We start from the raw sequence: 22812 nt of genomic DNA, 5'->3' as shown, positions 1-22812 counted from the left end.
AGCGTCGTACGGCGGACTACGTCGTCACCGGGTCGTGGTCGGTGAAGTCGCAGAAGGAGGCGCGCAAGTATTGCGACGTCAATATCGCCGCGAGCACCGAAGCCGAGAAGTTCACCCGCCTGCCGACAATGGACGAATGGCAGTTGTCCAAAGATCCGGCTTACGTGCATATCTGTACGAATGAAACCATTCATGGCGTCGAGTATTTCTGGACGCCCGATTTGGGCGCCGCCGGGCGGCCGAACGTGCCGCTCGTGGCGGACGTCTCGTCGCACATTCTTTCGCGTCCGATGGATGTGTCGAAGTTCGGCGTGATGTACGGCGGTGCGCAAAAGAATATCGGTCCGTCGGGGCTGACGGTGGTCATCGTGCGCGACGACTTGCTTGGCCGCGCGTTGCCGATCACGCCGAGTGCGTTCGATTGGAAGATCGTTGCCGAGAACGACTCGATGTTCAACACGCCGCCGACCTACGCAATCTACATCGCCGGTCTGGTGTTCCAGTGGCTCAAGCGCCAGGGGGGACTGGTGGCCATGGAGGCGCAGAACAAGGCCAAGGCCGATTGCCTCTATGGTTACCTGGACAGCAGCGAGTTTTACCGCACACCCGTCGCGAAGGATTGCCGCTCGCGCATGAACGTGCCGTTTTTCCTGCACGACGACGCATTGAACGAGTCTTTCCTGGCCGGCGCTCGCGAGCGCGGCCTGCTGCAACTCAAGGGCCACAAGTCCGTGGGAGGCATGCGCGCCTCGATTTACAACGCGATGCCGCTGGCCGGCGTCAAGGCGCTGGTCGATTATCTGCGCGAATTCGAGCGCAGCCACGGCTGACGAGGGCGAACGGCCGGCGCAAAAGGAATGTCCCGACGCGCTTCGGGACATCGCGCCAAGCACGGTCGAATCGCCCGCCCCTGTTCCACTGCATGACGACAATACGCTCCATGGAAGACGATCTGAACGCATTGCTGCGCCCCTTGCGGGAGAAAATCGATGACATCGACGCGCAGCTTCTGAAACTGCTCAACCAACGCGCCGCCGTCGCCCTGGAAGTGGGCGAAGTCAAGAAGCGTTTCGGCGCGCCGGTGTTCCGGCCTGAGCGCGAATTGCAGGTCATTTCGCGTCTGCAACAAACCAACGACGGCCCGTTGTATGGCGACAATCTGGCGTCGATCTGGCGCGAGATCATGTCGGCCAGCCGTGCGCTGGAGAAGGTCATGACGGTCGCTTACCTGGGGCCGGCCGGCACCTACAGCGAACAGGCGGCATTTGCCTACTTCGGACAAAGCGTGAAAGGCTTGCCGTGCCCGTCGCTCGACGAGGTGTTCCGCGCCGTCGAGGCCGGCAGCGCGGACTTCGGCGTCGTGCCGGTCGAGAATTCGACCGAGGGTGTCGTGTCGCGCACGCTGGACCTGCTGCTGCAAAGTCCGCTGACGATCAGCGGCGAAGTGGCTTTGCCGATTCATCACAATCTGATGTCGCTCTCGGGCACGCTCGACGGGGTCAAGCGCATCTGCTCGCATGCGCAGTCGCTCGCCCAATGTCAGCACTGGCTTACGGCGCATTTTCCGCTGCTGGAGCGGCAGGCGGTGTCGAGCAATGCTGAGGCGGCGCGTATGGCGTCGGCCGATCCGACCATTGCGGCGATTGCCGGCGAGTCCGCGGCGACCCAGTACGGACTGCAGGTGGCCTACGCGCACGTGCAGGACGATCCGCACAACCGCACGCGATTCGTCGTTGTCGGCACGCAGGATCCGGCGCCGAGCGGCCACGATCAAACATCGCTGATTCTCTCGGTGCCGAATCGCGCCGGTGCCGTGGTGGCGTTACTCGAACCGCTGGCGAACAATGGCGTGTCGATGACGCGCTTCGAGTCGCGTCCGGCCAAAAGCGGCGCGTGGGAGTATTACTTCTACGTCGATTTCGAGGGTCATCGCGACGATCCCAATGTCGCCAAGGCGCTCGACGCGCTCCGTCAGAACGCGGCTTATTGCAAAGTGCTCGGGTCATACCCGCGCTCCGCATAACGGGGCGGCGGACGAAACACCATGAGTCTGAATAAACTCGTCATCTGCGGCGTCGGCCTGATTGGCGGTTCGCTCGCACGTGCGCTCAAGGCCGCGGGTGCCGTGAAGGAAGTCGTCGGCGTCGGGCGCAGCGAGGCGTCGCTGGCGCGCGCGCGCGAACTCGGTGTGATCGATCGGGCTGCCGTGTCAATGGCCGAGGCCGTGGCGGGGGCCGATATCGTCGTGCTCGCGGCGCCGGTGGCGCAGACGCCCGCATTGCTCGCGGCGATCCGCCCGTTTCTCGGTGGCGATACGATCGTGACCGACGCGGGAAGTACCAAAACGGACGCCGTAACCGCCGCCAAGGCCGCACTGGGCGACGAAGTCTGGCGCTTCGTGCCGGGGCACCCTATCGCCGGGGCGGAATTGTCCGGTGTCGATGCAGCGAAAGCCGATTTGTATCTCGACCGGCGCGTCGTGCTGTGTCCGCAAACGAACAATCGTCACGAGGACGTCGCGCGGGTGCGCGCGATGTGGGAGGCGACCGGGGCGCGTGTGTCGGAAATGTCCGAGACGCAGCACGATCGCGTATTCGCGTCGGTCAGTCACCTGCCGCATGTTCTCTCGTACGCGCTCATCGCGCAGATTCTCGAAGCCCCCGACGCTGCCTCGAAATTCGGTTTCGCGGGCGGTGGTTTTCGCGACTTTACGCGCATCGCGGCATCGAATCCGGAAATGTGGCGCGATATCTGTATGGCCAATCGCGAGGCACTGCTCGCCGAACTCGATGGCTACGTCGCGACGCTCGCGGGTTTGCGTCAATTGATCGATGCCGGTGACGGCGCCGGTCTCGAGGCCGTCTTCGCGCGCACCAGCCAGGCGCGCACGAACTGGGCCAAGCAACAGGAAAAGTAATGGAAACGCTCGATCTGGGTCCTTACGGACACGCCGAAGGCACGCTGCGCCTGCCCGGCTCGAAAAGTATCTCGAACCGCGTATTGCTGCTCGCCGCGTTGTCCCACGGCACAACCCGCGTGCGCGACCTGCTCGCGTCGGACGACACGAAGGTCATGCTCGACGCCTTGGCGACGCTTGGCGTCAAATGTACGCAGGTCGGTGACTCGCGCGATTTCATCGTTGAGGGCTGCGGCGGTGCATTTCCCGTCAAGACGGCCAAGCTGTTCATGGGCAACGCGGGCACGGCCATTCGTCCGCTGACGGCGGCGCTCGCGCTTAGCCACGGCGACTATGCGGTCTCAGGGGTGGCGCGTATGCACGAACGCCCGATCGGCGACCTGGTTGACGGCTTGCGTCAGCTCGGCGCGCATATCGATTACGTCGGTAACGCCGGCTATCCCCCGCTGCATATCCAGCCGGCCGATGTGGCCGCACCGTCGGCGCCCATTCGCGTGCGTGGCGATGTGTCGAGCCAGTTCCTTACCGCGTTGCTGCTCACGTTGCCGCTGTTGCCGTCGGCAACGGGCGAGATCGTCGTTGAAGTCGAGGGAGAGCTGATTTCCAAGCCGTACATCGACATCACGCTGCGACTGTTGCGGCGCTTCGGCATCGATGTCCGGCAAGACGGATGGTCGCGCTTCACGTTGCCGGCGGCGGATGCCGGCGGCGCGAAGTATCGGAGTCCGGGCGAGGTCCGGGTCGAAGGCGATGCGTCGTCGGCGTCGTACTTCCTCGCCGCCGGGGCCATTGGGGGCGGACCGCTGCGCGTGGAAGGCGTCGGCCGCGACAGCATTCAGGGCGATGTGCGTTTCGTGGACGCCCTCGCGGCGATGGGCGCGCGCGTCACACTGTTCGACGACGCCATTGAAGTGCACGGCGTCGACACGCCGAGCGGCAAGCTGCGTTCGCTCGACATGGACTTCAATCACATTCCCGACGCAGCAATGACGATCGCGGTCGCCGCCCTTTTCGCGGACGGCACCACCACGCTGCGCAATATCGCAAGCTGGCGCGTGAAGGAAACGGATCGTTTGGCCGCCATGGCAATCGAACTGCGCAAGGTGGGGGCAACGGTGGAGGAGGGCACGGACTATTTGCGTGTCACGCCGCCCGCCGCACTCACACCGAACGCGGCCATCGACACCTACGACGATCACCGTATGGCGATGTGCTTCTCACTCGTGAGCCTGGGCGGCGTGCCGGTGACGATCAACGATCCGAAATGCGTTGCCAAGACGTTCCCGACGTATTTCACCGAGTTTGCGCGCGTTGCGTCCTAGCGCGTTGCAAATGCTGGGTCGCACGCCGTTGTTGAAAGGGCAGAACTGACGGTACGTACGCGCGTCGGCCCCTGATTGTCGGAAGACCACTCGGGGGCCGATCACGCTGGCCGTGTGCGTGGCCAGGCCCCTGGCACGAGATCGACCGCCCGGTGCACCTCAATTTCCCTCCTGTCTATCTGCATAGCCCCGCGTGCCGCGCGGCTCGGGATCGGCGTGCTCTGCCTGCCTCGCCCCGGAAACATCCGGCCTCTCCGGCGCTTTCGGCCTCTCCGGCACATCCGGCACATCCGGCACATCCGGCGCATCCGGCACATCCGGCACATCCGGCGCATCCGGCACATCCGGCACATCCGGCGCATCCGGCACATCCGGCACATCCGGCGCATCCGGCACATCCGGCACATCCGGCGCATCCGGCACATCCGGCACATCCGGCGCATCCGGCACATCCGGCACATCCGGCGCATCCGGCACATCCGGCACATCCGGCGCATCCGGCACATCCGGCACATCCGGCGCATCCGGCACATCCGGCACATCCGGCGCATCCGGCACATCCGGCACATCCGGCGCATCCGGCACATCCGGCACATCCGGCGCATCCGGCACATCCGGCACATCCGGCGCATCCGGCACATCCGGCACATCCGGCGCATCCGGCACATCCGGCACATCCGGCGCATCCGGCACATCCGGCACATCCGGCGCATCCGGCACATCCGGCACATCCGGCGCATCCGGCACATCCGGCACATCCGGCGCATCCGGCACATCCGGCACATCCGGCGCATCCGGCACATCCGGCACATCCGGCGCATCCGGCACATCCGGCACATCCGGCGCATCCGGCACATCCGGCACATCCGGCGCATCCGGCGCATCAGGCGCATCAGGCGCATCAGGCGCGAGCCGGCCGGACGTCACTTTTCCCAGCCACCCGTCGGCGCATTTGTGCGGATTTTCGCGCAATGCGCATGTCGCGACACGCGGGCACCGTGCTGCATCAAGGCATTGCGTTCGCCGATGTGATTGGCATGCGAATTGCATAACGTTCTCCAAACAATCGAATATCGATCATCAGGAGACATGTCATGACATTCACCCGCCTTCCCATTTACTGACCCACCGGGCCCAACCGGCCCGGCCTCAGGCCGTCGGTTCCCATTCGCTTCCCACGTAGCAGAACCCTGACCACGTGCGTCATTGCGGCTTTCGCCGCGCGGCGTGGACAGGTCTTGATGTCAAAACGATCCAGAGGAGATTTCAATGCACGCGCGACTGACCCGTAAAACCGCCACTTCGCTGAAAATGACCGCCGCCGCGATCGCCTGCGCGTTCGCCAGCCTGGGGGCGCAAGCTGCACAGGCGCCAGCACAGATCAGTATTGGCACGCTCTACGCGAGCACTGGCCCGTTCGCGGTGGCTTCCCAGGGGCAATACGAAGGGCTGAAGTTCTGGGCCGACACCGTCAACAAGCAGGGCGGGGTGCTCGTCAAGGCATACGGCAAGAAGATTCCCGTGAAGATCGTGGCGTACGACGACCAGAGTTCGACGTCCACGGCCACCACGCTCTATAACCAGTTGATCACGCAGGACAAGGTCGACATCCTCGTGGCCGACTTTGGGTCGGTGCTGACGTCGGTCGCGGTGCCGCTCGCGGCTGAGCACCACATGCTGTTGATCGATCCGACCGGCTCGGGGGCGAACTTCTTCACTCAGAAGACCGATTACCTCGCCGATGTGAGTATTCCGTCGTCGACGGTCTGGCCGGTGCCGCTCGCCAACTTCCTCCTCAAGCAGAAGATCAAGCGCGTGGCGATTGTCTACGGCGCGAACGATTTCGATGCCTCGCAAGCCGAAACGATGAAGGCGGAACTCGCGAAGGGAGGCGTGACGCCGGTGTTCTACCACAGCGTGCCGACCACGGAATCGAACTACAACGTGCTGCTGCACACGGCGAAGGCCGCCAATCCCCAGGCGTTGCTTGAATTCGGCTACGCGCCGAACGACATCGCATTCCTGCGCGCGCTGTCGCAAAGCGGCCTGCATTTCGACATGACGTTCACGATCTTCCCGGGGCAACTGCTGCAACTGCTCACGAAGAATGCGGGGGTCGATGCGCTCGCCTACACGTACACGTACCCCACGCCGCCGCTGGTCAAGTACGACAAGGTCACTTACGGGATGAATACCGCGCAATTTGTGCAGGCGTTCCAGGCCGACCAACACAAGGATCCGACCTTCCTCGACTCGGCCGGTTACAACACGGGCATTGTCATGGAGAAGATGCTTGGCGACGCACCGACGTTTGCACAACCGGCCTTCCATCAGGCCTTGATGGACATGTCCGGAAAGACGACCACGCTGCTGGGGCCGTTCCAGATCAATGCGAACGGGGCGCAGCTCGGCCAACCGTTCCCGGTCGCCCAGATGGTGCCGGACGGCAACAAGGGGCTCAAGTTCGTCGTCGTGTATCCGGACTCGCATGCGACCGGCAAGCCGGTGTATCCGGCGCCGACGCACTGATCGTCAGTCGCATCGTCTGATCAGGAACCGGCCGGCGCCGAACGACGGCGCCGGCGACGACATCCTCGCTTGCGAAGGGACGAACGTGGAACTTCTTGCTTATGCCGTCATGGGCGGCATTCTGTACGGTATCTTCTTCACGCTGGTCGGCCTGGGACTCAATCTCGTGTTCGGCGTGATGCGTATCATCAATCTCGCGCACGGGCAGTTCATCGTGCTGGGCAGCTATGCGGCGTGGATGGTCTCGCATCATTTCGGCCTGAGTCCGTTGTGGGCCATTCCCGTGTCGGTGGCCGCGGCAACGATCATTGGCTGGCCGATGTATCGGGCCGTCGTGCCGCGGCTGCAGCGCAGCGACGACCCGGAGATGCTGTCGTTCATCCTGTTCTTCGGCATTGGCCAGATGCTCGAGTCGTTGACGGTACTGATGTTCGGCGCCGACCAGCGCTCGTTGCCCGACGATGCGCTCGGCAGCGGCAATCTGGGGGCCTTCGGCCAGCAGTTTCCCGATAGTTGGTGGTGGGCCGCCGGCATCAGCGTTGCGGCGCTGGTCGTGCTGTGGCTGTATTTCTCGCGCACGCGGTTCGGCTATGCAACTCGCGCGGTGATGGCCAATCGGGAAGAGGCCGTTGCCACCGGAATCGACGTGCGCCGTGTGTCGACCATTGCGTTTGTCGCAGGTCTCGCGCTCGCGGGTATCGCGGGCGTGTTCGTGCCGTATCTCCTCGGCTCGGTGTCGCCCGATCTTGGCGACAACCTCACCACGACCGCGTTCGCGATCGTGGTCATCGGCTCCCTTGGCAATCCGCTTGGCACGATTGCCGGCGGGCTCGTGTTCGGTCTCGGCACGATGCTGATGCAAACCTATTACTCGTCGTGGTCGAACGTAGTGCCGTATGCGCTGCTGTTGATCATTGTGCTCATTCGTCCCTCGGGCTTGCTCGGAAAGGCGGTGCGTCTTGCTTGATACCACTCTGAACCCCACCGGACAGACGGCGCCGCGACGCTTGCGCGCACCGGCTATCACGCTTGCAGTGGTTGCCGCGATCTTCCTCGTGGCACCTCATGTGTACGCCAACCAGTCGCTGCTGTTCACGATCATGACGTTTATCGTGCTGGCACAGGGACTCAACCTGCTGTACGGCTTCACCGGCTATTTGCCGTTCGGCTATGTGGGCTTTTTCGGCAGTGGTGCCTATGCAACGTCGCTGCTCGTGCTTCATACGCACCTGCCCATTCTCGCGTGCGTCGCGGGCGGCGGCCTCGCGGCCGCACTGCTCGGGCTGGTGCTCGGGCCGCTGTTGCGGCTCTCGGGCGCTTACTTCTCGATTGCGAATCTCGCGGCGTCGCAGATCATCTACTTCGTTGTGTCGAACCCGAACCTGTCCGACGTGACCGGCGGCCCCTACGGACTCAAGATCGAACAGGTCTACAGTCCGGACGCAAGCTACGCCTGCATGCTCGGCGTTTTGCTCATCGCGTGCGCATTTGCGGCGTACTTCCGCACGTCCGGCTTTGGCATGTCGCTGCGTGCGGTCAAGCAGGATCCGGTGAGCGCGGCGATGGCGGGCGTCAACGTTGTGCAGGCGCGTCTCGTCGCGTGGCTGGTGTCGGCATTGATCGCCGGGCTCGCGGGCGGCACCTACGCATGGGGCATCTCGGTGTTCTATCCCGACGCGGTGTTCACGTTGCAGTTCTCGGTGTTCGCCATCGTGTTCGCACTCTTCGGCGGCGTCGGCACGGTCATCGGGCCGATTGTCGGCGCGGGGCTGCTCTACGTCCTGTACGCGGCGATCGGGATTTCCACGCCACAGTACTTCCAGTTCATCTATGGCGGTCTCATCGTGCTGCTCGTGCTGTTTCTGCCGGGTGGCCTCCTGTCGCTGCTGCAACGTCGGGGTATCCATGTCTTCTGAATTGTTGCAACTCGTGGGCGTTCACAAGCGCTTCGGCGCACAGGTCGTGCTCAACGATGTGAACTTTGCTGTCGTGCCCGGCGAGATCGTCGGTCTCGTCGGGCCGAATGGCTCCGGCAAGACGACGACCATCAACGTGATCTCGGGTCTCCTGCAGGCGGACGAGGGCGCGATCGATTTCCTCGGGCAAACGATCAACCGCATGCCGATGCACCGGCGTGTACACCTTGGCATCAACCGTACGTTTCAGGTGCCGAAGGTGTTTCGCGACATGACTGTGCATGAGAACGTTGAAGTCGCGGCGCGCAGCGTGCGTCTGGATCCCCGCGAGATCGGACCGATTCTCGAAGACATCGGTCTCGCCAGTGTGGCGTCGCGTGTCGCGGGTTCGCTGACGGTGAATCAACAGAAGCTGCTCGATCTCGGACGGGCGCTTGCCACGCGGCCGCAATTGCTGCTGGTCGACGAGATTGGCGCGGGGCTCAATCCCGCGGAATTGAATGTGATTGCCGAGTTGCTGCAACGACTGTCGGCACGTGGCATCGCGATGATCGTGGTCGAGCACTTGCTCGATTTTCTCAACCGCATCACCGAACGTGTGATCGTGCTCGGCGCCGGGCGCATGTTGTTCGAGGGACCGCTCGCGTCGGCCGCGCGCGACCCCGAGGTGATCGCTGCATTCATTGGAGCGGCATGATGACGGCATCCCTGGTAATCGAAGGCGTGGAGGCCGGCTATGGGGACATGCAGGTGCTCTGGGGCGTCGATATGCGGGTCGAGCCCGGGCAAACCGTGTTGTTGCTCGGTGCAAACAGCGCGGGCAAGACGACGCTGCTGCGCACGCTGATTGGGCTATTGCCGTGCAAGGGCGGGCGCATCACGCTCGACGGCGAGCGCATTGACACGCTGCGGCCTGATCAGCGGATTCGGCGCGGCATCGCATTCATGTCGGAGCTCGGTGTATTTCCGACGCTGTCGATCGACGAGAACATCGCGCTCGGCGGCTATTTCATGCCCGAAGCGAAAATCCGTCAGCGCAAGGAAGTGTTGTTCGCGCTTTTTCCCGCACTGGCGGCGAAGCGGCGTGCTGCCGCGGCAAGCCTGTCGGGGGGGCAACGCAAGATGCTCGGCATCGCGAAGGTGCTCATCGCCGAACCCCGCCTCCTGTTGATGGACGAGCCGTCCTCCGGTCTCGCGCCGGTGTTCGTCAAGCACGTGATCGACGCGTTGCGCACGGCCATTGGCGACGGAACCTCGTTGCTGATCGCGGAGCAGAATATCGCGTTCCTCGATCTTGCCGATCGCGGTTACTTGCTCGATCACGGCAAGGTTCGCGTGTCGGGCTCGCGCGCGGAGCTCGAAGCGAGCGACGCCGTGCGCGAGACTTACTTCGGGCTGTAAGGTTCGTTTGGCGAACGATGTCCGGGATGTCGACGCGTTGTCGTCGCGGACGCAGGACGCGGGCCTGATGAGGCCCCCTCCCGCCAGAGGATCGAGCGGAGCACGGGGATCGGGTACGCCGGACAAGCGCTTGTGCCGATGGTCGTCGGTCGCCGCACCGTTAGAATGATGGCTTCAGAGGAGACGGTGCGATGGGGCGGTGGGCAATGGACGTTCGCGGGCCCGCGGGGCGCGGGCTTGCGGGGAGGCGGTCGTGAAGTTCGTCAGCGCAACGTCGCGTCGCACGCGTGTTTTGCTCGCGCTCGTGGTCGCGTTCGCCTTGCTGACGGTGGTGGGCGCATGGGTGGCCTATCGTTACGCGGAGCAGGTGGAGATTCGCACGCTGCGAGACACCGCTGCGCACCGGCTCGACGGCTACGAGAACGCGCTGACGAGCGAGGTTCGACACTATAGCTATCTGCCGTCGCTCGCGAGCCTGAATGCCGACGTGCTCTCGATGCTGCGCCATCCGACCGATCGCGATCTGGTCGCGCGGGTCAATGCGTATCTGCAGACCGTCAATGCAGACGCGGGCTCCAGCGCGTTCTACGTGATGGACAAGCAAGGCAACACGCTCGCGGCGAGCAACTGGAACCAGCCGAAGACGTTCGTCGGGTCGAACTTTTCGTTCCGCCCGTACTTTATCGGCGCCATGCGAGACGGCCATGGCCGTTTCTACGGGCTGGGCACCGTGAGCAATGAGGCGGGCTATTTTCTGGCCGAACGGATCTATGACGACGCGCATCGCGTGCTTGGCGTCGTGACGCTCAAGGTCAATCTCGACCGGATCGAATCGGTCTGGCGACAGGGCGCCGAGCCCGTGCTCGCCGTCGATTCGCATGGCGTGATCATGCTGTCGTCGGTGCCGGGGCTCAAATACAGGACACTACGTCCGCTGTCGGCGGCCGCGCGCGCCGAGATCGTGAGTACGCACCAGTACGATGCGCCGGGGGCACTCATGCCCGCTGGCTTCACCATCGAGCGCACACTCGCACCCAATGCGTGGATCGAGTCGGTGGCGCGCGACAATCCGCTGGCCGCCAGCCTGCCGACCCCTCAGCCGTTTCCAACCGAATTCCTGGTCGTTACCCGTCCCGTATCGGGCACCGACTGGCACATTGTCGTGCTGTCGAATCTCGCGCCTGCGCGAGCGGTGGCGCGTGCATTGGCCCGATCGGCCGCGCTCGGGCTCGCATTCGTCGTCGTGCTGGCGCTGACGGTGTGGCAGCGACGGCGCATTGTCGCGCAACGGCTGGCACTGCGCGAGGCGCTGCAGCAACTGAACGAGGAGCTCGAGCGCAAGGTCGCGCGGCGCACTGCGGCGCTGAGCCGCGCGAACCGCAATCTGGAGCACGAGGTCGCGATGCACAGGGAAACCGAGGCGCAGCTCAAGGCGGCATTCGAGGAGCTTGTGCAGGCGGGCAAGATGGCGGCGCTCGGGCAGATGGCGGCGGGCGTCACCCACGAGCTCAATCAGCCGCTCGCGGCGCTACGCACGCTGTCGGACAACGCGCTGACATTCCTCGAACGGGGGCGGCCGAGTCACGCCGAGGCCAATCTTCGGATGATCGGCGAGTTGATAGAGCGAATGGGGCGGATCACGTCGCAACTGAAGCGCTTCGCCCGCAAGGCGCCGACGCAGCTCCAGCCTGTCGTTGCCGCCGAGGCGATCAATAACGCGTTGTTCCTCGTTGGACAGCGGCTGCGAAAGGAGCGGGTCGAGCTCATGTTCGACGCGCAATTGGCCGATGCCCGCGTGCTCGCCGATGCCAATCGGCTCGAGCAAGTGCTCGTGAACCTGTTCACGAACGCGCTCGACGCGATGGCCATCACCCCGGTGCGACGCCTTGAGGTGACGGTCGAGGCGGATGGCAATACGACCGTGATCCGGGTGCGCGATACCGGCATGGGGCTTTCCGAGGCTGTGCGCGCGCGGCTCTTCGAGCCGTTCTTCACGACGAAGGAGCAGGGCACGGGGCTGGGCCTCGGGTTGGCGATCTCCGAGGGCATCGTGCGTGAGTTCAGCGGTTCGCTGAAAGCCTCCGGCCGGCCGGAGGGCGGCGCCGAGTTCAGTATTTATCTACGTACGTACAGGGAGGGCAACCCGTGATCCCAGACAGCTTGCGCGTGCTGCTCGTGGAGGATGACGCGGCAGTGAGGCTCGGTACTGTCCAGGCGTTGCAGCTAGCGGACATCGAGGTCGACGCGTTTGGAAGCGCCGAGGAGGCGCTTGAGCACATCGACGGCGATTTTCCGGGTATTGTCGTCAGCGATGTGCGTCTGCCCGGCATGACGGGACTCGAACTGCTCGAACGCGTGAAGGCAATGAGCGCGTCGATGCCGGTCATTCTCGTGACCGGGCACGGCGACATCGCGATGGCGGTACAGGCCATGCGCCTCGGCGCTTACGACTTCGTTGAAAAGCCGTTCGCGTCGGAGCGGATCGTCGAGCTTGCGCGACGTGCGCTCGAGCACCGACGGCTTACGCTCGAACTGACGGCCGTGCGCAGGCAGCTCGAGAGTCGTGATCGTATCGATGCGAGGATCCTCGGGAATTCGCGACCCGTGGAGCATTTGCGCAAGCTGATCCTCGAACTGGCCAATACCGATGCGAACGTGCTGGTGTTCGGCGAGACGGGCACCGGCAAGGAACTGGTTGCGCGCTGCCTGCACGACTTCGGCCCGCGCCGCGACAAACCCTTTGCCGCGCTGAACTGCGCGGGCCTTCCCGAATCGCTATTCGAGAGCGAAGTGTTCGGCCATGAGGCTGGCTCGTTCACGGGGGCGTTGAAACGTCGCATCGGCAAGCTGGAATATGCGCAGGCCGGCACGCTCTTTCTCGACGAGATCGAGACGATGCAGATGGCACTTCAGGTCAAGTTCCTGCGTGTGCTTCAGGAGCGCCAGTTCGAGCGGATTGGCTCGAACGAACTGCTGCCGATGAATTGCCGGATCATTGCCGCGACGAAGGCGGATCTGCTCGAGCTCGCCCGCCAGCAGCGGTTTCGCGACGATCTCTACTATCGGCTTGGGGTGATCGTGCTCGAGATCCCCTCGCTACGGGAGCGTCGGGAAGACATTCCGCTGCTGTTCGAGCACTTTGTGCTGCGGGCGGCGGCGGCGTACGGTCGTCCGGTGCCGGAGATCGGCGCCGAGCGTCTGAATCGGCTGATGGCGCGCCCGTGGCCCGGAAACGTGCGCGAACTGTGCAACGTCGCCGAGCGCTTTACGCTCGGACTCGGGACCGGAGATCCGGACGACGGCCCGCAGGGGACGCCGCGCACGCTCGACGAGCAGATGAACCTGTTCGAGCGGCGTTTCATCGAAGAGGCGTTGCGCGCGTCCGGCGGACGCGCATCGCTCGCTTGCGAAAAGCTGGGCATTCCCCGAAAGACCTTGTACGACAAGATGCGGCGCCTCGGCATCGCGTCCGATGATTTCAAGTGAAATCAGGGCAAGGGAAGCGATCGGATCCATCGGCCGGTCGCGCCCCCTGCCGCCGCGAGACCGCGATTCCGGCGGCGCGTCAGTCGTGCGCGAGGCACGACGGCTATACTGGTCAGGTCAGCGTTGCTTGAGTTCGCTGCCGGTCGCCGAATCGATGGTCGCGATCCCCCATTGCCACCCTAATCCCGGGCAGTTTGAAGGCGGGACAACGTGCGGTAGCGAATTCGCATAGCGCCCCTCGTGGCCGCCGCGGCCCGGTGGTCGGGATCTATCTCACCCGTGCCCTTGAGCGCGCCCGGGCGCCCGATTCATCGGTGCGAGCCACGGGGCATGTCGCCCTGCCGTGCGTAGAGACCCCCCATTCGGACTGGCTAAGGGATAATCGCGATCTTGCGCGGCGGCCGAGTTTTCGGGACGCGCCAATGGTGCCTGCGCAAAAATGGTAATCATTACTATTTGCGCGCGAGATTTCATTTTTTGATGTTTTGAACACACAGAGACGAAGGGATGCCTGATTTCACGATGGTGGACGACTCGATTCCGGTCATTACGGTGGATGGCCCAACGGCATCCGGCAAAGGGACGGTGGCACACCGTGTGGCCGATGCATTGGGCTTTCACTATCTCGACAGTGGGGCGCTGTACCGGCTGACGGCGCTGGCGAGCGCCCGGCACGGGATCGATCCGGACGACGTCGGGGCGCTGACGGTGCTCGCAGAGACGCTCGATGTGCGGTTCAAGGAGCAGCGCATCTGGCTGGCCGGGGAGGACGTCACCGACGCGATACGCGCCGAGGCGATCGGCAACCGGGCATCGAGCATCGCCGTGCACAAGGCGGTCCGTCACGCGCTCGTGTCGCTTCAGCGGGCCTTCAAGACCGCGCCAGGCCTCGTTGCGGACGGTCGCGACATGGGCACGGTGATCTTCCCGGAGGCCGATCTGAAGGTGTTTTTGACGGCCACACCGCAGGCGCGCGCCGAGAGGCGTTATAAGCAATTGATAGAAAAAGGATTTTCTGCTAACATAGACAGTCTGATGCTGGATCTTGAGGCGCGCGATGCGCGGGATCGTACCCGTGCCGAAGCGCCCCTACGGCCAGCAGAGGGTGCGCGGGTACTCGACACGTCGGGGCTGAACGTCGATCAGGCGGTGGCCCAGGTGCTCGAATGGTTCGCGCAGGTGCAGTATCCGCAAGGCGCCTGACAGGGTGTTTCATGCAGTCACCCGTCGTGGCTTTGTCAACCTTTAACCCAACCGTTGTGCGTGATCGTCAACCCCCCTTCGGGTGACGGACGTCAGCGGCGTAATCCACATTTATGTCCGACCTGCAAACCTCGACTAACGAATCATTCGCGGCACTCTTCGAAGAGTCGCTCTCCCGTCAAGACATGCGTGCTGGTGAAGTCATCAGCGCAGAAGTCGTTCGGGTTGACCACAACTTTGTGGTCGTCAACGCCGGGCTCAAGTCCGAAGCGTACATCCCTATCGAAGAATTCCTGAATGATCAGGGCGAGGTCGAAGTTCAGGCCGGCGATTTTGTTTCCGTGGCGATCGACGCCCTGGAAAACGGCTACGGCGACACCGTGCTGTCGCGCGACAAGGCCAAGCGTCTGGCCTCGTGGCTGCAACTGGAAAAGGCCCTCGAATCGGGCGAGCTCGTGACCGGCACGATTACCGGCAAGGTCAAGGGCGGCCTGACCGTCATGGTCAACGGCATCCGCGCATTCCTGCCGGGCTCGCTGGTGGACACGCGTCCGGTCAAGGACACGACCCCGTACGAAGGCAAGACCCTCGAATTCCGTGTGATCAAGCTCGATCGCAAGCGCAACAACGTTGTGCTCTCGCGTCGTGCCGTGATCGAAGCCACCCAGGGTGAAGAGCGCGCCAAGCTGCTCGAGACGCTCAAGGAAGGCGCGATCGTCAAGGGCGTGGTCAAGAACATCACCGACTACGGCGCATTCGTCGACCTCGGCGGTATCGACGGCCTGCTGCACATCACCGACATCGCCTGGCGTCGTGTGCGTCACCCGAGCGAAGTGCTGTCGGTTGGCCAGGAAGTCACCGCCAAGATCCTCAAGTTCGATCAAGAGAAGGGCCGTGTCTCGCTGGGCGTCAAGCAACTCGGCGACGATCCGTGGGAAGGCATTGCTCGCCGCTACCCGCAAGGCACCCGCCTGTTCGGCAAGGTCACCAACATTACCGACTACGGCGCATTCGTCGAAGTGGAATCGGGCATCGAAGGCCTGGTTCACGTGTCGGAAATGGACTGGACCAACAAGAACGTTGCACCGACCAAGGTTGTCCAGCTGGGCGACGAAGTCGAAGTCATGGTGCTCGAGATCGACGAAGACCGTCGTCGTATCAGCCTGGGCATGAAGCAGTGCAAGGCGAACCCGTGGGACGACTTCTCGCGCAACTTCAAGAAGGGCGACAAGATCAAGGGCGGCATCAAGTCGATCACCGACTTCGGCGTGTTCATTGGTCTGCCGGGCGGCATCGATGGCCTGGTTCACCTGTCGGACCTGTCGTGGAGCGAAACCGGCGAAGACGCCGTGCGCAAGTACAAGAAGGGCGACGAAGTCGAAGCCGTGGTTCTGGGCATCGACGTCGAGAAGGAACGCATCTCGTTGGGCATCAAGCAGCTCGAAGGCGATCCGTTCAACTCGTTCGTGGCCATTCACGACAAGGGCTCGATCGTTGACGGTACCATCAAGGCGGTCGACCCGAAGGGTGCCGTCGTGTCGCTGGGTGAAGACGTCGAAGGTTACCTGCGCGCTTCGGAAATTTCGCACGACCGTGTGGAAGATGCCCGCAACGTGCTCAAGGAAGGTGAAGCCGTCAATGCAATGATCGTCAACATCGATCGCAAGTCGCGCAACATCAACCTGTCGATCAAGGCGAAGGATTCGGCTGAACAGCAAGAAGCGATCAGCAAGATGTCGTCGGATAGCTCGGCAGCGAGCGGCACCACGAATCTGGGTGCCCTGCTCAAAGCCAAGCTGGACAGCCAGAATCAGTAAGGTCCAAGGCCTATGACCAAGTCTGAATTGGTCAACCAGTTGGCGGCGCGGTTTCCCCAGTTGGTGCTCAAGGATGCCGATTTCGCGGTGAAGACCATTCTCGATGCGATGGCAGACGCGCTTGCGCGCGGTCATCGAATCGAGATCCGCGGTTTCGGTAGCTTCGGGCTCAACCGTCGGCCACCGCGTGTCGGCCGCAATCCGAAGTCGGGTGAGAAAGTGATGGTGCCGGAGAAATTCGTGCCGCACTTCAAGCCCGGCAAGGAGTTGCGAGAGCGGGTTGATCACAAGGCGTCGGACCAATAAGGCCCTTTGGGATCTACTACGCGAGAAAAGCGCCTTCGGGCGCTTTTTTTGCATTTGGCGGCAAGACGTGCGGGCCACTGACGCCAACGTGAAGCTTGCTGCAGTAACGGCGCCTGACGGAGCACATCCGGTACAATACGGCCACGTGCCGGCCCGGGTGCGTCGGCGGCATCGACGCCGTGGCCCGTGGCCGCTCAAGTCGCAAAACATACGGCAACCCTGCCGCAGGAGCCTTTCGGCATGAAGCTGATTGTTTGGATCGTTCGTCTCATCGTGTTTGTGGTGTTGCTGTGTCTCGCGCTCGCCAACACGGGCGAAGTCACGTTGAACCTTTTCCTGGGGCATACGTGGACGGCACCGCTCATCATGATCGGCCTGGCGTTTTTCGTGGTCGGTGGCGTCATCGGCGTGCTCGCGACATTGCCGAGCCTGATGCGTCAGCGCCTGGAGCTACGCCGCACGCGGCGCGATCTGGCCCGTGCACAACGCGACCCCGAGGCGGGGGATCAACCGCCGATGCTACCGCCGGTCTAATTCGGGCGACACGGCGCGCGACGCTCGCCCTCTTCATCGACTGTTTCAACGACAACACGCATTCATGGAATTCGAGGTCTGGTGGCTATTGGCCATCCCCGTGATTTTTGGCTGCGGCTGGGTGGCCGCACGCCTGGATCTGCGCAGCTTGCTCTCCGAGAGCCGTAATCTGCCGGCGTCCTACTTTCGCGGTCTGAACTTCCTGCTCAACGAGCAGCCCGACAAGGCGATCGATGCCTTCATCGAAGTCGCCAAGCTTGATCCCGAGACCACCGAGCTGCACTTCGCGCTGGGTAGTCTGTTCCGTCGTCGCGGCGAGACGGAGCGCGCCATTCGTGTGCACCAGAACCTGCTCTCGCGCCATGACCTGCCGTCAGCCGATCATGAGCACGCGCTCTACGAACTCGGCCACGATTTTCTCAAGGCGGGGTTGCTAGACCGTGCCGAAGAGGCGTTCGGCCGACTGCACACTGGGGCTTATGCCAAGGCAGCGCAACATGCAAAGCTCACGATCTATCAGATCGAGAAGGAATGGCATAAGGCGCTGACCGAGGCCGAGGCGCTGAGTGACCTCGACCCTGCCGTGTCGTACCGCAAGGAGATCGCGCAGTTCCACTGCGAGCTGGCGCAGGAAGCGCTGCAACGCAAGGACGCCGACGCCGTTACGCAAGCGCTGGACGCTGCGCTCGCGGTCAATCCCGCCAACGTGCGTGCGCCGCTGCTGCGCGGCGACATGCTGCTCGCTGCGGGCGACGCCGAAGGCGCGTTGCGCGTGCTTCGCACCATCGAGCAGCAGAATCCGGTGTACCTCGGCCTGGCGGCCAAGCGCCTGATGCGGGCGTATGAGGCATTGGGCCGGGCGAAAGAAGGGCTCGCCGTGCTGAGCGATGGGCTGCGCAAGAATCCGTCGGACGATCTGCTGGAGATCGTCTACGAGCAGTCGATTGCCCTCGAAGGCCCGGAAGCGGCGCTCAAGCTCATGCGCGAACAGATGCACCGCGCGCCGAGCGCGCCCGGCATGGTGCGCCTGCTCGAAGCCCATGCCGCCACGGCGCACGGCGACACGCAGTCGGACCTGCAACTCATGGGCAAGCTCATCACGCAGCGTACCAAGTCGTTGCCCCGGTATGTCTGCGACCAGTGCGGCTTCCGAGCGCGATTGTTTTATTGGCAATGCCCCGGCTGTAACGGCTGGGAGACCTATACGCCGCGACGTGTCGACGTGCCGGCGGCCTCCTAATTTTTCTCAACTCGCAAATTATGAAGATCACTATCATCGGCTCCGGATACGTCGGCCTCGTCACTGGGGCGTGCCTGGCGGACGTCGGCAACGACGTGTTCTGCCTCGACGTCGATCCGCGCAAGATCGAAATCCTGAACAACGGCGGCGTGCCGATTCACGAACCCGGCCTGCAGGAAGTCATCGCGCGCAATCGCGCCGCTGGCCGCCTTCAATTTTCGACCGATGTCGAAGCCTCGGTCGCCCATGGCGACGTTCAGTTCATCGCGGTGGGCACGCCCCCGGACGAAGATGGCTCGGCCGACCTTCAATATGTCGTGGCCGCGGCGCGCAACATCGGCCGCTACGCCAAGAGCTTCAAGGTCATCGTCGATAAATCGACCGTGCCGGTCGGTACGGCCGACAAGGTGCGTGCTGCGGTGGCTGACGAACTCGGCAAGCGTGGCGAAAACGTGTCGTTCTCCGTCGTTTCGAACCCCGAATTCCTGAAGGAAGGGGCGGCCGTTGACGATTTCATGCGCCCGGATCGTATCGTGATCGGTGTGGACGGCGACACCGACGGCCAACAGGCGCGCGCGATGATGAAGCGCCTGTATTCACCGTTCAACCGCAACCACGAGCGCACCCTGTACATGGACGTGCGCTCGGCGGAATTTACCAAGTACGCGGCAAACGCCATGCTCGCCACGCGCATCTCGTTTATGAACGAGATGGCCAATCTGGCCGATCGCGTCGGCGTGGATATCGAAGACGTGCGCAAGGGCATTGGTTCGGACCCGCGTATCGGCTACCACTTCCTGTACTCCGGCTGCGGCTACGGTGGCTCGTGCTTCCCGAAGGACGTCCAGGCGCTCGTGCGCACCGCCGAGGACTATGGCCTGCCGTTGCGCATTCTCAACGCAGTGGAAGCCGTCAATGAAACGCAAAAGGCCGTGCTGATCGAAAAGATTGTCAACCGCCTCGGCGACGATCTGTCGAACAAGACGTTCGCCTTGTGGGGGCTGGCGTTCAAGCCGAATACCGACGACATGCGCGAAGCCCCGAGCCGCCGCGTCATCGCCGAGCTGGTGCGTCGTGGCGCCCGGGTGCGCGCTTACGATCCGGTGGCGCTCGACGAAGCGCGCCGCGTGGTCGCGCTCGACTTTGCAGACGATGCCGAGGCGCACGCCCGCATCGAATTCTGTGCGACGCAGAACGACACGCTGACGGGCGCCGACGCGCTCGTCATCGTCACGGAATGGAAGGCGTTCCGCAGCCCGGACTTCGCGCGGGTGAAGGCGGCGCTTTCGCTGCCGCTGATTTTCGACGGCCGGAATCTGTACGAACCGGACGCCATGAAGGAGCTGGGCATCGAGTACCACGGCATCGGCCGTGGGTTGCACGAGTCGGCCTGAGTCACGAGGAGCGTCAGATGACTTTGACGGCAACTTCGCTCACGCGCACGGTGCAGGCACCCGGCGTGCCCACCGTGCCTCGCGCGGCGTTCGGTCGCGCGCGCGTGCTGATCGTCGGCGACGTGATGCTCGATCGCTACTGGTTCGGCGACGTCAATCGCATTTCCCCGGAAGCGCCGGTGCCGGTGGTGCACGTCAAGCGCAACGAAGAACGGCTGGGCGGTGCGGCGAACGTGGCGCTCAACGCCGCGTCGCTGGGGGCGCAGGCCGGGCTGCTTTGCGTGCTGGGGGAAGACGAACCGGGCGAGCGCGTCGTCGACCTGCTCGACGAGAGCGGTGTGACGGCCTTTGTGACCCGCGACGCCGATCTGGCGACGACGATCAAGCTGCGCATCGTGTCGCGTCAGCAGCAATTGCTGCGCATCGATTTCGAGAACCAGCCGGCCCGGGAAGTGCTGCTGGCGGTGCTTGATCAGTATCGTCAACTGCTCGACAGCTACGACGTCGTGCTGCTCTCGGATTACGCCAAGGGCGGCCTGACGCATGTGCAGCCGATGATCGAAGCGGCGCGCGCCGCAGGCAAAATGGTACTCGTGGACCCGAAGGGCAGTGATTACGAGCGATATCGCGGCGCCAGCATCCTGACGCCGAACCGCTCTGAATTGCAGCAAGTCGTGGGCGAATGGCGCTCGGAAGACGACCTGACAGCCCGCGCGCAGACGCTGCGTGAGTCGCTTGATCTCGAGGCGCTGTTGCTCACGCGTTCGGAAGAAGGCATGACGCTCTTCACCGCGAGCGGCGCGCTGCACGTGCCGGCGCAGGCACGCGAAGTGTATGATGTTTCAGGCGCGGGCGACACTGTGATCGCAACGCTCGCCGCATCGCTTTCTGCGGGTCTGCCGCTCGCGCAGGCCGTTGTGCTCGCCAATCGCGCGGGCAGTATTGTCGTCGGCAAGCTGGGTACGGCGACTGTGGACTACACCGAACTCTTTTCCGAACTGACATGACCATCATCGTGACCGGTGCCGCGGGATTCATTGGCGCCAACCTCGTCAAAGCCCTCAACGAGCGCGGCGAAACCGACATCGTGGCAGTCGACAACCTCACGCGCGCTGACAAGTTCCGCAACCTGGTCGACTGTGAGATCAGCGATTACCTCGACAAGACCGACTTCGTCGCGCGCTTCCAGCGTCGTGAATTCGGCCGTGTGCGCGCGATTTTCCACGAAGGCGCCTGCTCCGACACCATGGAGACCGACGGCCGCTACATGATGGAGAACAACTTCCGTTATACGCGTGCGTTGTTCGAAGCGTGCCAGGCGCAGACCGTGCCGTTCCTCTACGCCTCGTCTGCGGCGACGTACGGTGCGTCGGAAACGTTTGTGGAAGCACGGGAATTCGAGAAACCGCTCAACGTCTACGGTTACTCGAAGTTTCTGTTCGACCAGATCGTGCGTCGGGCGATGCGCGAGGCCGGCGGCAAGCTTCCGAGTCAGGTGGCCGGTTTTCGCTACTTCAACGTCTATGGCGCGCGTGAGGCGCACAAGGGGCGTATGGCCTCGGTCGCGTTCCACAACTTCAACGAATTCCGCGCCAATGGTCGGGTGAAGCTCTTCGGTGAATACAACGGCTACGCTGCCGGTACGCAAAGCCGCGACTTTGTGTCGGTGGAAGACGTGGTGAAGGTGAACCTGCACTTTTTCGACCATCCTGAGCGAAGCGGCATCTTCAACCTCGGCACGGGCCGTGCCCAGCCGTTCAACGATATCGCCGTTGCCGTGATCAACACGCTTCGCGCCGAAGCGGGGGAGTCGGCGCTGTCGCTCGACGAACTGGTCAAGCAGGGACTCGTGGAGTACATCCCGTTCCCCGACGCGCTGCGCGGCAAGTACCAATGCTTTACGCAGGCGAACATTGATCATCTTCGTCAATCGGGTGGTTATCAGCAGCCTTTCTACACGGTGGGTGAGGGCGTCTCGCGGTACGTGCGCTGGTTGCTCGCGCAGTAAATGGCGAGTCACAGCGCAAGACGGACGGGGAGCCCACTGGCTCCCCGTTTTGTTTGATGTTGTGGGCGTGCGATGTCATCCGTAGCCGTTCCTGGACGTTAAGCCATAATCGGGGTGTCGAGGATGTCCACGATATCCGCGATATCGGCCCGAGTGACTTCATAAGGAACAGATCATGCTTCGCAAGTTCTTGCTGGCGGTTGTTGCCTTTTTCACCCTGTGCGGCCTGGCCATGGCTGCCGTCGACATCAATACCGCCGACCAGGCGCAGCTCGAATCGCTCAAGGGCATTGGGCCGGTCAAATCCAAAGCCATCGTCGACGAGCGTAACGCCCACGGCCCTTACAAGGATGCGGCGGACGTTGCCAAACGCGTCAAGGGGCTGGGCGCCAAGTCCGTGACCACGCTTCAGTCCGAAGGCATGACGATCAACGGGCAGGGTGGGGCCGCGGCGCCTGCGGCACCGGCCAAACCGATGCCGCCTGCCGCGCAAACGCCTGTGGCACCTGCGACGACCGCCAAGCCCATGACGCCGGCGGCGCCTGTCCCATCGACGACGACTCAAAAGACGCCTGTGCCGACGCCTGCCGCCGGTTCGACGATGAAGCCTGCGGCGCCAGGTGCGGCGACTATGTCGGCCAAGCGCTCGACGCCGGCTCCGGTGGCGGCATCGGCCGCAGGCGCATCGGACGCGAAGGCGACCCGGTCGAAGAAGTCGAAGGATGCCAAGGCGGCCAAG

The 22812-nt window shown here is 63.4% G+C and carries 20 protein-coding genes and 1 pseudogene; 20 read left to right on the top strand and 1 reads right to left on the bottom strand.

Annotated features, from left to right (window positions below):
• The 4 genes and pseudogenes from serC to aroA form a co-directional block, all read left to right on the top strand.
• Window positions 1–830, top strand: a pseudogene (gene serC / locus A985_RS24095) (3-phosphoserine/phosphohydroxythreonine transaminase); the annotation flags it as partial.
• 110 nt (window positions 831–940) lie between these two features.
• The gene (gene pheA, locus A985_RS0103885) at window positions 941–2023 is read left to right on the top strand and encodes a prephenate dehydratase (RefSeq protein ID WP_017232100.1); all 1083 of its coding nucleotides are present in this window, start codon (window positions 941–943) and stop codon (window positions 2021–2023) included.
• A 21-nt stretch (window positions 2024–2044) separates the two neighbouring features.
• Complete coding sequence (locus A985_RS0103880) at window positions 2045–2917, top strand: prephenate dehydrogenase/arogenate dehydrogenase family protein (protein WP_017232099.1); 873 nt, start codon at window positions 2045–2047, stop codon at window positions 2915–2917.
• Entirely contained in the window at window positions 2917–4239 is a 1323-nt protein-coding gene (aroA, locus tag A985_RS0103875) for a 3-phosphoshikimate 1-carboxyvinyltransferase (protein ID WP_017232098.1), read from the top strand. Before A985_RS0103880 ends, aroA begins: the two co-directional genes overlap by 1 nt.
• 159 nt (window positions 4240–4398) lie before the next feature.
• Here the strand turns inward: aroA and A985_RS28900 are convergent, their stop codons facing one another.
• A complete protein-coding gene (locus tag A985_RS28900) occupies window positions 4399–5166 on the bottom strand; it encodes a hypothetical protein (protein ID WP_051060059.1) in 768 nt (255 codons plus the stop codon).
• A 342-nt stretch (window positions 5167–5508) separates the two neighbouring features.
• Between A985_RS28900 and A985_RS0103860 the strand changes: the two genes are divergently transcribed.
• The 16 genes from A985_RS0103860 to A985_RS0103785 all read left to right on the top strand — a co-directional run.
• Window positions 5509–6768, top strand: a complete 1260-nt coding sequence (locus A985_RS0103860; protein WP_017232096.1) for an amino acid ABC transporter substrate-binding protein — start codon at window positions 5509–5511, stop codon at window positions 6766–6768.
• Between the two features lie 85 nt (window positions 6769–6853).
• Window positions 6854–7735 carry a branched-chain amino acid ABC transporter permease gene (locus tag A985_RS0103855; RefSeq protein WP_026131626.1) on the top strand — a complete coding sequence of 294 codons (882 nt, stop codon included), beginning with the start codon at window positions 6854–6856 and terminating at the stop codon, window positions 7733–7735.
• Window positions 7728–8684: a branched-chain amino acid ABC transporter permease gene (locus tag A985_RS0103850; protein WP_017232094.1), complete on the top strand. Its 957-nt coding sequence runs from the start codon at window positions 7728–7730 to the stop codon at window positions 8682–8684. Before A985_RS0103855 ends, A985_RS0103850 begins: the two co-directional genes overlap by 8 nt.
• The gene (locus tag A985_RS0103845) at window positions 8674–9381 is read left to right on the top strand and encodes an ABC transporter ATP-binding protein (RefSeq protein WP_017232093.1); all 708 of its coding nucleotides are present in this window, start codon (window positions 8674–8676) and stop codon (window positions 9379–9381) included. The genes A985_RS0103850 and A985_RS0103845 overlap by 11 nt, the downstream gene beginning before the upstream one ends.
• A complete protein-coding gene (locus A985_RS0103840) occupies window positions 9378–10085 on the top strand; it encodes an ABC transporter ATP-binding protein (protein ID WP_232424507.1) in 708 nt (235 codons plus the stop codon). Before A985_RS0103845 ends, A985_RS0103840 begins: the two co-directional genes overlap by 4 nt.
• A 253-nt stretch (window positions 10086–10338) precedes the next feature.
• Window positions 10339–12234 carry an ATP-binding protein gene (locus A985_RS0103835; RefSeq protein WP_017232091.1) on the top strand — a complete coding sequence of 632 codons (1896 nt, stop codon included), beginning with the start codon at window positions 10339–10341 and terminating at the stop codon, window positions 12232–12234.
• Complete coding sequence (locus tag A985_RS0103830) at window positions 12231–13571, top strand: sigma-54 dependent transcriptional regulator (RefSeq protein ID WP_017232090.1); 1341 nt, start codon at window positions 12231–12233, stop codon at window positions 13569–13571. Before A985_RS0103835 ends, A985_RS0103830 begins: the two co-directional genes overlap by 4 nt.
• A 507-nt stretch (window positions 13572–14078) precedes the next feature.
• Window positions 14079–14774 (top strand): (d)CMP kinase, encoded by a 696-nt coding sequence (gene cmk, locus A985_RS0103825; protein ID WP_017232089.1) that lies wholly within the window; start codon window positions 14079–14081, stop codon window positions 14772–14774.
• A gap of 113 nt (window positions 14775–14887) precedes the next feature.
• On the top strand, window positions 14888–16591 hold the full coding sequence (rpsA, locus tag A985_RS0103820) for a 30S ribosomal protein S1 (RefSeq protein WP_017232088.1): 1704 nt from the start codon (window positions 14888–14890) through the stop codon (window positions 16589–16591).
• 12 nt (window positions 16592–16603) lie between these two features.
• Entirely contained in the window at window positions 16604–16897 is a 294-nt protein-coding gene (locus tag A985_RS0103815) for an integration host factor subunit beta (protein ID WP_017232087.1), read from the top strand.
• A 240-nt stretch (window positions 16898–17137) separates the two neighbouring features.
• Complete coding sequence (locus A985_RS0103810; protein ID WP_017232086.1) at window positions 17138–17431, top strand: lipopolysaccharide assembly LapA domain-containing protein; 294 nt, start codon at window positions 17138–17140, stop codon at window positions 17429–17431.
• A gap of 64 nt (window positions 17432–17495) precedes the next feature.
• The gene (lapB, locus tag A985_RS0103805) at window positions 17496–18671 is read left to right on the top strand and encodes a lipopolysaccharide assembly protein LapB (RefSeq protein ID WP_017232085.1); all 1176 of its coding nucleotides are present in this window, start codon (window positions 17496–17498) and stop codon (window positions 18669–18671) included.
• 20 nt (window positions 18672–18691) lie between these two features.
• A complete protein-coding gene (locus A985_RS0103800) occupies window positions 18692–20065 on the top strand; it encodes a UDP-glucose/GDP-mannose dehydrogenase family protein (RefSeq protein ID WP_017232084.1) in 1374 nt (457 codons plus the stop codon).
• A gap of 17 nt (window positions 20066–20082) precedes the next feature.
• Window positions 20083–21072, top strand: coding sequence for a D-glycero-beta-D-manno-heptose-7-phosphate kinase (gene rfaE1, locus A985_RS24090; protein ID WP_017232083.1), 990 nt, complete (start codon window positions 20083–20085; stop codon window positions 21070–21072).
• Entirely contained in the window at window positions 21069–22073 is a 1005-nt protein-coding gene (gene rfaD, locus A985_RS0103790) for an ADP-glyceromanno-heptose 6-epimerase (RefSeq protein ID WP_017232082.1), read from the top strand. Before rfaE1 ends, rfaD begins: the two co-directional genes overlap by 4 nt.
• Window positions 22074–22248: 175 nt before the next feature.
• A partial coding sequence (locus A985_RS0103785; RefSeq protein WP_017232081.1) for a helix-hairpin-helix domain-containing protein occupies window positions 22249–22812 on the top strand: 564 nt, incomplete at its 3' end.

The organism is Pandoraea sp. B-6 (assembly GCF_000282835.1).
GTDB lineage: Bacteria > Pseudomonadota > Gammaproteobacteria > Burkholderiales > Burkholderiaceae > Pandoraea > Pandoraea cepalis.
Note: the sequence above shows the minus strand (reverse complement) of the source record. Positions and strands in the feature narration are given on the sequence as shown.